This window comes from Bradyrhizobium sp. CCBAU 45384, from assembly GCF_028128665.1.
Taxonomy (GTDB): domain Bacteria; phylum Pseudomonadota; class Alphaproteobacteria; order Rhizobiales; family Xanthobacteraceae; genus Bradyrhizobium; species Bradyrhizobium manausense.
In genome coordinates this window covers 384,759-398,891 of the sequence record NZ_LBIZ01000118.1, presented here as the reverse complement: position 1 = coordinate 398,891, position 14,133 = coordinate 384,759, and the positions used below count along the sequence as shown (strand labels likewise).

Below are 14,133 nucleotides of genomic sequence, written 5' to 3'. Positions count from 1 at the left end.
CCTACTCCTGCACGGGGAGAAGCTTCACTTTTTGTCCGTCAGCCAGATAGGAAACGCCTGCGGACGCGACGATGTCGCCCGCGCCAAGACCCCCGGTCACGATCAGGCGATTGTCGCGAACTCCACCTACTGTGATATCGTGCCTTTTGACGGTCGAACTCTGGCCGTCATAGAGGAAGATGGTCGCCTTGCCCTGCAGCTCCTTTCCGCCCTCGGGCGCAAGAACGCTGAGCGGCAGCAGGAATCCACTTGATCCACCGGCGACCGGCTCTTCGAGAGTGACTTCGACCGACATGCCCGCGTTCAATCCGGGGGCGTTGTTATCGAGATGAACGACGACCGGAAATGCCGAGACCTGCTCCGCTTTCGAACCAAGTTCCTCGATCTCGCCCTTGAGCGAAACGTCGGGCATATCGGCGACCTTGACCGAGACCGGCTGGCCGACTTTCAGGCTCTGGAACGTCGGCGATGGCGCCAGAAAGGACATCTCGAACCGGTCGTCGCTGTACAGCGTCAGGATCGGCTGTCCGGCTGTGACCTGTGCGAACGACTTGACGTCGACGCGCGCCACCGTGCCTGAGAACGGCGCCACGAGCTTGCTTCGATCGAGATTGTGGTCTGCCAGCTCAAGTTGGCGCTTGGCCTGGTCGAGTTGTGCTTTGGAGGTCAACAGGGCGGCCTTGGATTGATCGTAGATCGCCTGCGTCGTGACGCCTTTCTTGAGCAGTTCGTCCTTGCGCTGGAAATCCGCCTCCGCATTGTCGGCCTGCGCCTGCGCCTGTTGCACGCCGGCGCTGGCCTGTTCAACCTGCGTCTGCAGCGAGCGCGGATCGATTTCCGCAAGCACCTCGCCCAACTGCACTTTCTGGCCGACGGCGAGGGTCAGAGCTTTCAATTGGCCCGCGATTTCGAATGAGAGGCTGCTCACGTCTGCTGGCTGCAGGACGGTGGGAAAGCGGCGAACCCGGCTTTCGGCCGCCGCGGAGACCTTATAGGCGCGAAGGCCGCGGACCGGCTGGTCGGAGGCCTGCGGCTCTTTCTGACCGCAGCCCGGCAAGCCTGGCATGAGCGCCGCGCAAATCAGGAATCGCAGGGGCGATCGAAGCATGGCCGGCTCCGTGCGGGGAGTTAACTTCGGCAGGTTGCATTCTTCCCCAAAGGAAGTCGCCTGCCAAGGGCGACTGGTCCGCTGCATGCCACCTTGGCGGGATCATCAACCAGCTTGGGCGTGGTGACCAGCGCCCGCCGGCTTCCGCCCCATCGGGCGCAATCCAAACTTGAAAAAGTCCGGCGGACGCGAGAGCATGACGCGCGCAATCCCATCGACCGCCCCCCAGTGGAGAGATCCATGGCTATCACGGAGGCTGACGTCAATGCGGCTCAACAGGCATGGTGCGATGGCCTGGTCGAGATCGGAAGAGTCCACAGAGCATCGGGAGATGTTCGGGCGACGGCCACAGCGTTGGTCGAAGGCCTTTACGACTATCGGGACGGTGTGGTGTTCTTCAAACCGACATTGGCACACGGCAAGCACACCTTTCGCAACACGGCGAAGGGCGCGCTGTCATACTTCATCGGCGGCGATCCCGACTTTCCCAACGACAAGGGTTTTGCCTTAAAGCCCTGGGCACGCGCCTGGTACGACAACAACGCTGCCGAAAATGGCATTCAGATCCACGGAACGATCGCCATCACGATGGGCAATGTCTATGCAGTCGACTATCAGGGCAACGAGATCATGGTCGACAAGACATTCGTGTTTCGCCTCTGTCGGGACGGTAAGCTCCGGCTTTGCGCCCACAAGTCCGCGCTGCCCTACGTTCCGGATGCCTGATTGAGCCCACGCCGCTGCCAGAGTGAACTCGCCGGCTCTGTCCGGGGAGTTGGAAAGGGGGGATGTTGTCAGCGTTCGCGGTCACGCGTGGCGATATTTTCGGCGGCCTCACTGCCGGCATCGTCGCCCTGCCGCTTTGCCTCGCGTTCGGCGTTGCCTCGGGCTTGGGGCCCGCCGCCGGATTATACGGCGGAATTATCCTGGGCATCGTTGCCGCGGTGGTGGGCGGCACGCCCGTCCAGATCTCCGGCCCGACGGCCCCCATGACGCTCATTGCAGCGAGCATTGTCGCGGCAAACACGCCATCGAATGGGCAGATGCAGCTTGGGCCGATTGTCGGCGTGTTCTGCCTCGCAGGTGCGTTGCAGGTGCTGTTCGGGGTCGCAAGGCTCGGCAATTACATTCGCTTCCTCCCCTACCCGGCGATCTCCGGCCTGATGACCGGCATCGGGATCATCATCATCATTCAGCAGATCTTCCCGATCGCGGGTCTGCAGTCGCCGTCGTCCAGTCCGGCCGAAATCCTGAAATCCCTGGGCGCTCTCACGCAAGGTGCTCGTCTCGATGCATTTCTGCTCGCGGCGGCGACCATTGCGATATCATTCGTTCTTCCGAGGTTTTTCTCGGCAGTGCCACCGTCTCTCGTCGCATTGATCTTGCTGACGAGCCTGGCGGTGGCTTTCGGCCTTTCTGCACCGACGATCGGAGATATTCCCAAGGGGCTGCCGGACTTCGTCCTGCCCCAGCTCAACTTAGCCGATCTCAAATTTGCTGTTGTCACCGCCTTTTAATTGGCATTCCTGGGCGCGATCGACGCTCTGACAACGTCGCTCGCCGCCGACAACATGACGAGGACGCATCACGACAGCAATCGAGAGCTCATCGGGCAAGGCGCCGGCAACATAGGGGCGGCGCTGTTTGGCGGCATTCCAGGCGCCGGTGCCTTCATGCGAACCGCCATCAATGTTCGCGCCGGCGGACGGCATCGCTCCTCGGGCGTGATTCATGGTCTTTTTCTGCTGGCCGTTCTCCTCGGTCTGTCGAGCGTGGTGCGGTACATTCCTCATGCCGTCCTGTCGGGAATTCTGGTCAGTGCCGGGCTAGGCATCATCGATTATCGCAGCCTCGGTCATCTGTTCCGCGCCCCGCGCGGCGACACCTGGATCATGCTGATCGTGGTTGTGCTGACGGTATTCACCGATCTGATCACCGCGATCGGCACCGGCGCCGTGCTCGCTTCGCTGATCTTCATGACCAAGATTGCGCGCGCAATGGAACAGGGCACGACCCTGACGCTGATCGAGGACGAGCTGTGGCAGGATGAAGTCGAGATTCCGGACGGCCTGAAGCAACGGCTGCTGATCAAGCACGTCAACGGGCCGTTGTTCTTTGGTTTTGTCTATGCGTTTCGGCGCATTGCCGAGCGGGCGACGGACGGCAAGATGCTGGTGCTGCGCATGGAGCGCGTAACCTACATGGACCAATCCGGAATCTATGCACTCGGGGACGTGCTGGTCGACCTGGAAGCCGCTGGATTGAAGGTGTTTGTCGTCGGGCTTGCTCGAGACCAGATCGACCAGCTCGAGGCGATGCACATTATTCCGGACCTCTTGTCCGAGGAGAGCATCTTCCCGAGTTTCGACAGCTTCAAACAGAGGCTCCCCGCCATAGTGGAGGAGCTAAGCCGCGCGAGCGACGCTGGACCGCCGCTGAAATCGATGACAGGCTGAGTCCACGCCCTAACCGCCCTTGGCGATGATCTCCGCGAGTGCGCGCCGCGCGATGATGCCGAGTTCGCCAAGGGTGGAATGGCCGGATTGTGCAGCCTGGATCAGGCGCTCGGCGATGAACCTGCGACTGTCGTGATTGCCGCCATGCGGCAATTGCCGGCACGTCTGCTCCAGGACGACGTCCATGTTGGCTTTGGTTCGCTCACTCAAATCTGTCATGACGCCCGGCTGCTACGCGTGGCTAGTAGCCGCAAGCATACACAGGCGGATCGTCCATGATTAGCCCGGGCAATCACGGCCATCGTGCATCGCATGCGTGCATCGAGGCAACGTTCGCGCCGCCATGATGCCGCAAATGGGACTACCGAAGATTGCACTTGTTCTGATGACAAGCCGAGCCTGCCGGACTAGCCTGCGGGCAAACAAAAGACACGGGAGGAATAACCATGCCGGAAGCAATGGTCGCCGCACGTCCGTCCGAAGGGGCTGATGGAACCGTCCAGCAAGTCGATGTTGCCGTGGTCGGCGCCGGATTTGCCGGCCTCTATCTGCTCCATCGCCTGCGCAAGGCCGGCCTGTCGGCCGTCGGGCTCGAGGAAGCCGGCGATGTCGGCGGCACCTGGTATTGGAACCGTTATCCCGGCGCGCGCTGCGATATCCAGACCATCGACTACGGCTACACGTTCGACCCGGAACTCGACAAGGCATGGACCTGGTCGGAGAAATACGCGACCCAGCCCGAGATCCTGCGCTATCTCGGCTTCGTCGCCGATCGCTACGATCTCAGGCGCGACATTCGCTTCGGGACCAAGGTCACCGCAGCCAAATGGGACGAGAAGGCCGAGCGCTGGCAACTCACCACGAACAACGGCGCCGCGGTCTCCTGCCGCTTCTACATCATGGCGACAGGCTGTCTCTCCGCGCCGAAACCGCCGGAGATCGACGGCGTCAAGGATTTCAGGGGCGAGGTCTATTTCACCGGACGCTGGCCGCATGACGGCGTCAACCTCGCGGGAAAGCGCGTCGCCGTGATCGGCACCGGCTCGTCCGGCATTCAATCGATCCCGGTGATCGCCGAGCAGGCCGCACATCTGACCGTATTCCAGCGCACGCCGAATTTCGCGCTGCCCGCCCATAACGGCCCCTCGCCGGCAGATCGCAGGGACCTGTTCCAGAGCGACCGCGCGGCCTATCGCGCACAGGCACGCCAGTCGATGTCCGGGGTGCCCTATCCGCAGCAGACCGTCGTCAGCTGGCAGCTCAGCGATGCCGAGCGTCGCGAGCGGTTCGAGCGTGCCTGGGCCGCCGGCGACCTCGTCCACATCCTGACGCAGCTCTGGGCCGACCAGGCGGTCGATGTCGACGGCAACAAGATCGTCCAGGACCTGATCCGCGAAAAGATCCGCGCCGCCGTCAGGGATCCCGAGACGGCGGCGGCGCTGATGCCGGACGATCATCCGTTTGGCGCCAAACGCCCCTGCCTCGAGACCAATTATTACGCGACCTACAACCGGCCCAACGTCACGCTGGTCAATCTGCGCCAGGAGCCGATCAAGGCGATCACCGCAGGCGGCATCACGACGGCCAAGCGCAGCGTCGACGTGGATGTCATCGTGTTCGCGACCGGCTTCGACGCCATGACCGGCGCGATCCGCGCCGTGCATCCGATCACCGGACGCGACGGCAAGTCGCTGACCGATGTCTGGGCGCAGGGGCCGCAGAGCTATCTGGGGCTCACGGTCGCGGGCTTCCCGAACTTCTTCATGATCACCGGGCCCGGCAGCCCGTCGGTGCTGTCGAACATGGCTGTTTCGATCGAGCAGCATGTCGACTGGGTCGTGGATCGGCTCAAAGCGCTGCACGAGGCCGGCTTCACCACGATCGAGCCGACCGAGACGGCGCAGGCCGGCTGGAACAGGCATATGGCCGACTGCTCGATGCTGACGCTGCACCGGCTCGCCAACACCTGGTACACGGGCGCCAACGTGCCCGGCAAGGTGCAGGGCCTGATGCCCTATACCGGCGGCGTCGGTCCCTATCGCAGCATCTGCGACGAAGTCGTCAGCCGCGGCATGCTCGGCTTCAGGCTGACCGGCCCCAACGTCGCAGCACAGTGCAATGACGGCGAGGTGGTGCGGCTGCAGCCGGACGTGCGGCTGGTGCTGAACCTGCTCGCCTCGCTGAACCTGCCGCCGATCGAATCGATGGGGGCGGCCGGCGCGCGCGCCTTCGTCAACGAATTCAACAAGGGTCGGCCTGCGGGACGGCCGATCGGCGACATCGTCGACGGCACGCTCCCCGGTGCCGACGGCCCGCTGCCCTATCGCGTCTACAAGCCGGCAACGCCGGGCCCGCATCAGGTCGTGGTCTATTTCCACGGCGGCGGCTGGGTGCTCGGCGATCAGCAGTCGGATGAGCCGTTCTGCCGCGACATGGTGCGGCGGACCGGCATGATGTTCGTCAGCGTCGGCTATCGCCACGCCCCGGAGCATCGCTTCCCGGCCGCGGCCGAGGACGGCTATGCCGCGACGCGCTGGATCTCGGAGCATCTGGCCGAGCTCGGCGGCATACAGAGCCCGGTGCTGGTCGCCGGCTGGAGCGCCGGCGGCAACATCGCCGCCGTCACCTGCCAGCTCGCGCGCGACCGCGGCGGGCCGCAGATTGCGGGTCAGCTGCTGGTGTGTCCGGTGACGGACAGCAGCTTCGACCGGCCCTCCTACAACGACAATGCGACCGGCTACTTCCTGACGCGGTCGCTGATGTACTGGTTCTGGGACCTGTACTGCTCACCTGATGATCGCACCGATCCGCGCGTCTCGCCGCTGCGCGGCAAGGTTTCAGACCTGCCGCCGGCCTTCATCGTCACCTGCGAGTTCGATCCGCTCCGGGACGAGGGCATCGCCTATGCCGAGGCGATGGCCGCCGCCGGCGTCCCGGTCGAGCAGCTCAAGGCGCACGGCCATTTCCACTCGTCCTTTGTGATGGTGGACGTGGTGATCACAGGCGTCCAGGGCCGCGTCCAGATGGCGCAAGCCCTGCGGCGCTTTGCAGGGCTTGCGCCGGAGGTCAGAAGCGACGACAGAACCCACGGCGATGTGAGCCCAGGGGACAAAATCGCAGCGGCCGCGAGTTGAGCAGCCATCGGCCGGGAACCTTTTCGCGGCCGCCGCGTTGTCGGTGCATGGCATTGAGATGCAGCGATGGGTAATGGGCCCTGGCACGCAAGGCTCGCGTGTCAGGGTTCTTTTTGCGTGAGGCGGGGCTATGGGGGACGCATCATCTTCGGCGACAAAGGTCGATTTCAGCGCGCTCGCCGTGCTGCAGAAATGGCCGTCTCTCGGAAATCAGCGCCGGCCGGACCGCGAACCCTATCAGGTCAGCGAGGGCACGCTCGATGCCTGCATCACGGCATTCATGCAGAAGCCGGCACCATCAAGGCATCTCTATGAAATCCGCACGGCGGCACAGCCGCCGCTGGTGACCGATATTCTCTCAGCCGAGCACGTCATCGAGCTGTCGCGCTTGAGAGAATTTCTCTGAACCGCAGGTGAACACCGCGGCCTGCCTTGCAACGAACGTCTTATCCGCATCCCGGAATCTGCAGGAACATTCTTCCTAATTTTCCCGTTAACGGAGATCGGAAAGCCGAGACGTGAGCAATCCAATGCTTGAAGCTGGCGTATCCTCCCCGGTCGTGCCCTATGGCGCCGACCAGACTCTGTTCGTGGTGATCGATCGCCTCGACGAGACCACTGAAATTCGCGTCGAGCGAAGCGATCTCGATGCAGCGATCAACGAGCTCGTCGCGGGCTGCTTCAACGATCCCATCAAGGTGATCTCGTTCAACACGCTCGAGCACTGGATGAAAGACATCTCGACCGATGTTGTCGATGAAATCCAGGCGCGCTGCGATATCGACGGCGTGACGCTGCCTGATTATCTCAGCGATTTCGTCGAGAGCCATAGCTGAGCGCGCGGCCATCGCGACAGGCTTGCGGCAACAAAAAGCGCCGCTTCCGCGGCGCTTTTTCGCGTCTGCATCACGCTCTCAATGATGCCAGAAGATTGCCAGCAGCAGGATGATCGGCAGCGGCACGCCAAGCAACCAAAGCAAAGCACCTCGTCCAAAGCCCATGATTTCCTCCTCCATGGTCATGACTGACATGACGCCGGAGCGAAGAAGAAGTTCCGCAGCTATCGGAGAGGGCAAATGCGTTCAGAGCATGGATCTAAAGCGCGATAAGATTGGGTTGAATCGTCAGCGCGCTTTGGCTCCTTGTTTGAGCATGATCTCCGCGCAAACACGTTCCGCTGATGTCGCGAGGGAAAACCGCTTCACGCTTTTCCGGATCATGCTCTCACGGCGTCAGCCGCGCCGTCTGGCGGCGATGACCTCGATCTCGCGGCGGCGCTCGCCGGCGAAGGTCAGCAGCTTTTCGATCGTGGGCGTATCCGTGATCCGTTTGGCAAGCCGCTCGGCGCGCGCCGCCTGATCTTCAAGATACTGGATCGTGTTCAAGCGGCGTCTCCCCCAAAGCCACGAATTGCAGGACGCCCATGGTGCGGGAGAGCCGCTAAAAGTCGGTTAAGCGCGGATCATGCTCTATCGCACGACATCGAGCCTGACATTGGCGAGGCCCTTGTCGACCATGCCGAGCGCCTCGGCCGCGGACGGCGAGATATCGACGACGCGCCCGCGCACAAAAGGCCCGCGGTCGTTGACCCTGACGGTCACGAAGCGGCCGGAGGAGACATCGGTGACGCGCAGCTTGGTCCCGAACGGCAGCGTGGGATGGGCCGCAGTCATTTCGTTCCTGTCGAACCTCTCCCCGCTCGCGGTCTCCGTGTCCGAATAGAAGCTCGCCAGGCCCTGCGCTCCCGTCGATTTGGCGTTCGCTGTCGCGCTGGACCGATGCGGCCTGTAGATCGGTCGTGGATGCAGCGCCGCGACGCGGTGCGGGTGCTCGATTGCAGCTTGCTTTGTGGTTGGAGCGAGATCGGCCCTCTGGCGGCCAACCGGTGATTGCGCGCAGGCGGCGAGCGATGCGGCCCCCATGATGGCGAGCAGCAACCGGGACGCGGTTGCCGGCGAAGCCAGGGTCGTTTCGGCACGTGCAATGCAAGACATGATGCGCCCTCCGAACACGCCCTGAGTTTCGGTGGGCAATGAGGGCAGAACCTTGGCTGAACAAAAGCGGCCTTGCGGCCGCCATCGTTTCGCGCCGGCTGTGATGAATCCACCACAGTCACCTGTCCTGAATCGAGACAAAATGGCGAGAAATCAGCCCGATACGACGCGCCAGACCACCATGTGCGGCTCCGGCGCCGGCTCACTGGTCTCGAGGTTCCCCCTGATGAGCCGCGCGAGCTCGCGTCGATAGAGCATCCGCCAGCCGGTTTTCAGGCTGACAAGAAAGTCGAGCTCCCGCTGCGTCAGCATGCACATCATGAACCCGATCCGCCTGCGGGCCGCACCTGAGGTCCCAAGTTGGCGGCTGTATCCTTTCGCGGCAAACTACCAAGCGTAGTGTTACACAACGTAACGCTTGCGGCGGGTGGGCGCAAGCCGGGATCGCCGGTCTCCCTCCCGATCACGGCAACGCGAACGCGCAGCTAGAAATTCGGCCCGAGCGCGATCTTGGTGATCGTCCCGTTCCTGACACCGATGCGCCATTCCGCCGAGCCGTTGGCGAACTGGGCGAGATAGATGTCGCTGTCGAGCGCGGTCACGCCACGGAACGAGACGGCACGGAGCGCACCGAGCCGCGCCAGGATCGCCTGGTCGAACGGAAGCTGCGCACGCGTGACGTTGGCGACCTCGGTCGTCATATGATCGTAGTCGGGCCGCCCCTTGCCGACACCCTCGATATACTGCCGCAGCATCGCCTCGCCATTGGCGATCGGAACGGCACGACGCGCGGCGCGCCCCAGCCGCGTCCCGAGATTCGCGGCCTCGACATTGTGGAAGCGCGTCTGCCGCCCCGGCACCAGGATCTCCACGCATTTCCCTGATTTGTCGGCAATGACCCACGGATTGTTCACGGTGGTCAGCGTCACCCAGGTCATGTCTGACCTGACGACGCTCTGCGCCTTGCGTTCGCCATTCGCATCGAGATTGAAGACCTGAATGTCGTCCTCGGTCTCGTTGTAGAGCATGATCCTGATCGGCGACGTGCCGGCACGGCCGCGCACATTCGCCTCTTCCGAACAGGGGACGATGCCGCCGAGCTCGTCATTGCCGTCGGGCCGGAAGATCACGTCACCTGCCTTGCCGTCGGGCTCGATCAGCAGACGGAACTCCGCGGTGCCGTTCTCGAACTTGGCGCCATAGATGTCGTAGCCACCGGGCCCGACGCCGCGGAAGAAGATCGACTCGACCGCGCCGAGCGCGGCGAAGGTCGCGCGCAATTCATCGAGGCGACGACGGATGTTGTCGGCGAGCGGCGCGCTCATCCGATCATAGCTCGGCGTGCCGCGGCGCATATCCTCGATCCCTTTCAGGATCATCTCCTTGCTGCCGGCCGCGGGGACCTGCTCCCTGAACCTGTCAGGCACTTCCGCGAGGCGGCGGGCGAAGTCGGCCTCGATCGCCTGGGCCTGCGCCGCGTCGATCCGCGAGGCCAGGCGCGCGCCGGACGCGACGTTCTGGACCAGCACGCGAGACACGCTCGCCTGTTCATCACGCAGGAAGATCAGGAGATGATCGCCGTGGACGGAGAAGGCGTCGGTGCCTTCAGGCAGCGCCAGTGATCGGCCCTGCCCGGTCTCCTGCACCTGCAGACCTTCGCCGTCGCGCCTGACGGTGAGCACGCGGTTCGGCGCGATCCTGTACCAGCCGACATATTGATCAAGCGACGCCGGACCTGTCGTCGGCGCCGGCATGGCGGCAACGTGGACGGCGCGCACGTCGCGGCCGTGCAAATGCAGCGTCAGCTCGGACGAGCGATGCTGCAGATCGATGGGAAACGTGATCTCGCCAAATGCCGCCGCGTAGGACGCGGTGCCGTCGCTCGCAACGGCCAAGGGCTGCCTGCGCTGGCCGGTGAGTTGACCGTAGAGCTCGTCGCCCTCGCGGAAGACCGCGAACACCGAAGCCGGACTCATGGCGTAGAAATTCACTGACGGATGGTAATGCTCGGCCGGCACGAGACCGAGATCAGCCCCGGCGGGTACAGGATCCGGCATGCGGTAGGCGATCATGCCGGCCGACACGATCACGACGGGCACGATCGACGCCGCGATCCACAGCCGCTTGCGCCAGCCGACCGCCGCGGGCATGGCAGCGGCAGCGATGATGCGCTCGACCCGCGCGCGCACGCTCGAGACCTGCGCCATCGCAAGCTCCATTGGCCGCGGCTTCACGGACGTCGCGACGTCGAGCAGGATCTCCGCATAGGACAGCCGGTCGTCGATCATCTCGATGGCGCGGGCGTCGCTGATGATCTCGGCAAGCTCGGCCAGACGCGCCAGCTGCCACCACGAGAACGGGCTGAACCAGAACATCGCGCGATTGAGCGAGGCCAGCAAAAGAACATAGAAATCGCCATTGGCAACATGCGCGCCCTCATGCGCGAGCACCGCGAGGCGCTTCTTGGCGTCCCAGCCGAAAAACTGCGGCGGCACCAGGATGGTCGAGCCGAAGGTGACGGGGCCGCCGACGTCGCGGCTGACGCGCACGTCCGCGCCGATCATGCCCTTCACCGGCTTTGCGGCGCGCACCAGACGCCAGGTCAGGCACAGGCCGATGGCGAGCCGCATCAGCAACAGGGCGGCGACGCAGGCATAAACGGTGGTGGCAACCGTCCACCCGTCGATCGAGATGCCGTGCTTCGCCATCGGAGCGATGGCAGTGCCAGGCGCGATCGGCAGGGACGGCGGCGGCCGGTCCAGCATCGCGATATCGGCCGGCCAGGCTTCATCCGTCACCGGCGTGGACAAGGGCAGCCGGTCGAGGGTGAGCGTCGGCCAGTGCATCACGAATGGCATCGCCAGCGATGCCAGCAGCACGACCACCCACACCGTCATGTGCACGTGCGGATTGCGCACGCGAAACACGGTGAGACCGATCCAGACGACGCCTCCCAGCGCAAAGGAGCGCAACGCCGCCTCAGCCAGAGCTGCGATCATTCCTTTTTACTCCCCTCGCCTTCTTCGCCTTGGCCACCTGGTCCGCCAGCGCGCGCAATTGCTGCTGGTCGAGCATCGCATTGTCCACCATGCCGACGAGGACTTCCTCCATCGAGCCGTTGCAGAACCAGTCGACGATGCGCTGCACCGCCTTGGCCGCGACCCGGGCACGCGCCTCGGTGGCGTGGTAGACGTAAGTGCGTCCGTCAACCGTGTGGCGAGCATAGCCTTTTTCTTCGAGGCGGCGCAGCACCGTCCGCACCGTGGATTCCTTCAGACGCCGCGACAGGCGCTCGCGCACGATTTCGGCCGTGACCGGCCCATGGGCCCATACTATCTGCATGACCTCGTGCTCGAGATCGCCCAGGTCGGGCAAACGATCGTCCATGGTGGCTGACCTATTGAGATTCTTGTAACGCTACGGAGCGTCGCACATAAGGCCACGACAGACAATCGCGATTCCGGGCGTGGCGGGCAGCTTGCTTTTCGGCCATCCTTCGAGACGCCCGCCTGCGGCGGGCCCTCAGGATGAGGTGGTGCTTGCGGCGAGATATGAGACCCTCATGGTGAGGAGCCCGCCAAAGCGGGCGTCTCGAACCATGCAGGCCGAGCTTTCCCGGCAGTCTCCAGCCGTCCCAGGCCTCAGTATTTCGGCTCGTACATCTGCGACTGGACCAGGCCCTTGACGTCGTTGGGCGCGGGCCCGTCCGCAAGCCCCCGCTGATAGGCGACATCAGCCACGGCCGCCGCGATGCGCGCCGAGACCTCCCGTATGCGCGGCAGCGCCGGATACAGGCTGCCCTGATCGAGATCCTCCTTGCCGACGCAATTGGCGAGCGTATGAGCGGCTGCCATGAACATTTCGTCGGTCACGAGCCGCGAGCGGCTGGCGATGACGCCGAGGCCGACGCCCGGGAAGATGTAGGAGTTATTGCCCTGGCGCGGCACGAAGGTGCGGCCATTGAGCGTGACCGGGTCATAGGGACTGCCGCAGGCGAACAGCGCCCGGCCCTCGGTGTAGCGATAGGCATCCTCCGCCGAGCACTCGGCCTTCGAGGTCGGATTGGACAGCGCGAACACGATCGGCTGCTCGTTGAGCTCGGCCATCGTCTTGAGCACCTCGGGCGTGAAGGCGCCGCCGACCGCGGCGACGCCGATGATGGCCGTCGGCTTCAGCGTCTTGATCGCGGTAAGGAAGTCGGCGATCGGCGCCTGGTCGGTGTGGGCATAGCGCAGCTTGTGGCCGGAGAGGCCGTCGCGGCCGCTGACGACGAGGCCGCGGGAATCCACCAGCCAGTTGCGCCGGAGTGCCTCGGCTTCCGTTGCGCCCTCCGCCATCATGGCGGAGACGACGAGATCGGCGATGCCGGTCGCTGCCTCACCCGCACCCAGGAACAGGATGCGCTGATCCCGGAGCTTGCCGCCGTTCACTTTCAGCGCCGAGAACAGGCCGGCGAGCGCGACGGCCGCGGTACCCTGGATGTCGTCGTTGAAAACGCAGGCCTCGTCCCGATACTTGTGCAGCAGCTTGAACGCCGAATGATTGGCGAAATCCTCGAACTGGATCAGCACGCCGGGGAAGGTCTGTCGCGCGGCGGTCATGAACTCGTCGACGAAGCTGTCATAGGCTTCGCCCGTAAGGCGCCGCTCGCGCAGGCCGAGATAATAGGGATCGCTCAGCAATTCCTCGTTGTTGGTGCCGACGTCGAGCACGATGGGCAGGCACGCTTCCGGATGCACGCCGGCGCAGGCCGAATAGAGCGACAGCTTGCCGACGGGAATTCCCATGCCATTGGCACCGAGATCGCCCAATCCCAAGATGCGCTCGCCATCGGTGACGACGATCAACTTGGCCTGATAAGGCCAGTTCTTCAGAACCTCGCCAATCTGACCGCGCTCGCGCGAGGAGATGAACATGCCGCGCGGGCGCTGAAAGATCAGGCCAAACTTCTGGCAGGCGAGCCCGACCGTCGGGGTGTAAATGATCGGCTGGATCTCATCGATGTTGTCGACGACAACACGAAAGAACAGCGCTTCGTTGCGGTCATGCAGCGCATTCAGGGCGACGTATTTTTCGAGGTCGGTCGGCAGCGAGCGTAGATTGATCAGCACGCGCTCGACCTGCTCCTCGATCGTCAGGACGCAAGCTGGCAGCAAGCCGCGCAGCCCGAGTGCATCGCGCTCGGCTTCCGTGAAGGCCGTGCCCTTGTTGAGCAGGGGATCGCGCAGCAGCGTCATGCCGTGCGTGGTGTCGGATGATATCGAATGGGCGCTGACCCGAGCAGGTCTATTCACGAATTCCCCCAGGGAGTTTCTTATTGAAGGGCAGGCATTGTCCGCCACCGTCCCTCTGAGATCAAGGACGTTGCCCCCTGGGCCGCGATTGTGATCTCGCACCGCAGCGAGACTTTCGCGGGGGATCCGCAGGTTATTCTCTCCCCT

At 63.9% G+C, this 14,133-nt stretch carries 13 protein-coding genes and 1 pseudogene; 6 read left to right on the top strand and 8 right to left on the bottom strand.

Annotation, left to right across the window (positions count from 1 at the left end):
• Position 1: 1 nt before the first annotated feature.
• A complete protein-coding gene (locus tag XH80_RS35665) occupies positions 2–1,108 on the bottom strand; it encodes an efflux RND transporter periplasmic adaptor subunit (protein WP_162268390.1) in 1,107 nt (368 codons plus the stop codon).
• A gap of 240 nt (positions 1,109–1,348) precedes the next feature.
• On the opposite strand from XH80_RS35665, the gene XH80_RS35660 reads away from it, so the two are divergent.
• From XH80_RS35660 to XH80_RS35650, 3 genes and pseudogenes are all read left to right on the top strand, one after another.
• Positions 1,349–1,834, top strand: a complete 486-nt coding sequence (locus XH80_RS35660) for a hypothetical protein (RefSeq protein WP_057750557.1) — start codon at positions 1,349–1,351, stop codon at positions 1,832–1,834.
• Positions 1,835–1,896: 62 nt separating this feature from the next.
• Positions 1,897–2,997, top strand: a pseudogene (locus tag XH80_RS35655) (SulP family inorganic anion transporter); the annotation flags it as partial.
• A 3-nt stretch (positions 2,998–3,000) separates the two neighbouring features.
• Positions 3,001–3,564 carry an STAS domain-containing protein gene (locus tag XH80_RS35650; RefSeq protein WP_333968911.1) on the top strand — a complete coding sequence of 188 codons (564 nt, stop codon included), beginning with the start codon at positions 3,001–3,003 and terminating at the stop codon, positions 3,562–3,564.
• Positions 3,565–3,573: 9 nt separating this feature from the next.
• Here the strand turns inward: XH80_RS35650 and XH80_RS35645 are convergent, their stop codons facing one another.
• Positions 3,574–3,783 (bottom strand): hypothetical protein, encoded by a 210-nt coding sequence (locus tag XH80_RS35645; protein ID WP_057750566.1) that lies wholly within the window; start codon positions 3,781–3,783, stop codon positions 3,574–3,576.
• A gap of 227 nt (positions 3,784–4,010) precedes the next feature.
• Here XH80_RS35645 and XH80_RS35640 point away from each other — a divergent pair, with 227 nt between their 5' ends.
• From XH80_RS35640 to XH80_RS35630, 3 genes are all read left to right on the top strand, one after another.
• The gene (locus XH80_RS35640; protein ID WP_271602642.1) at positions 4,011–6,698 is read left to right on the top strand and encodes a flavin-containing monooxygenase; all 2,688 of its coding nucleotides are present in this window, start codon (positions 4,011–4,013) and stop codon (positions 6,696–6,698) included.
• Between the two features lie 130 nt (positions 6,699–6,828).
• Positions 6,829–7,104: a hypothetical protein gene (locus XH80_RS35635; RefSeq protein WP_271602641.1), complete on the top strand. Its 276-nt coding sequence runs from the start codon at positions 6,829–6,831 to the stop codon at positions 7,102–7,104.
• A 124-nt stretch (positions 7,105–7,228) separates the two neighbouring features.
• Positions 7,229–7,534, top strand: a complete 306-nt coding sequence (locus XH80_RS35630) for a hypothetical protein (RefSeq protein WP_271602640.1) — start codon at positions 7,229–7,231, stop codon at positions 7,532–7,534.
• Positions 7,535–7,930: 396 nt separating this feature from the next.
• Here XH80_RS35630 and XH80_RS35625 read toward each other — a convergent pair whose 3' ends face one another.
• The 6 genes from XH80_RS35625 to XH80_RS35600 form a co-directional block, all read right to left on the bottom strand.
• Positions 7,931–8,083 (bottom strand): hypothetical protein, encoded by a 153-nt coding sequence (locus XH80_RS35625; protein ID WP_167353988.1) that lies wholly within the window; start codon positions 8,081–8,083, stop codon positions 7,931–7,933.
• Between the two features lie 84 nt (positions 8,084–8,167).
• Entirely contained in the window at positions 8,168–8,692 is a 525-nt protein-coding gene (locus tag XH80_RS35620; protein WP_057750610.1) for a septal ring lytic transglycosylase RlpA family protein, read from the bottom strand.
• A 153-nt stretch (positions 8,693–8,845) separates the two neighbouring features.
• Positions 8,846–9,013 carry a hypothetical protein gene (locus XH80_RS35615; protein ID WP_271602639.1) on the bottom strand — a complete coding sequence of 56 codons (168 nt, stop codon included), beginning with the start codon at positions 9,011–9,013 and terminating at the stop codon, positions 8,846–8,848.
• A gap of 164 nt (positions 9,014–9,177) precedes the next feature.
• A complete protein-coding gene (locus XH80_RS35610; RefSeq protein ID WP_271602638.1) occupies positions 9,178–11,691 on the bottom strand; it encodes a M56 family metallopeptidase in 2,514 nt (837 codons plus the stop codon).
• Positions 11,672–12,079: a BlaI/MecI/CopY family transcriptional regulator gene (locus XH80_RS35605; RefSeq protein WP_057750580.1), complete on the bottom strand. Its 408-nt coding sequence runs from the start codon at positions 12,077–12,079 to the stop codon at positions 11,672–11,674. The genes XH80_RS35610 and XH80_RS35605 overlap by 20 nt, the downstream gene beginning before the upstream one ends.
• Positions 12,080–12,333: 254 nt before the next feature.
• Complete coding sequence (locus XH80_RS35600) at positions 12,334–13,986, bottom strand: NAD-dependent malic enzyme (protein ID WP_271602637.1); 1,653 nt, start codon at positions 13,984–13,986, stop codon at positions 12,334–12,336.
• Positions 13,987–14,133: the final 147 nt, after the last annotated feature.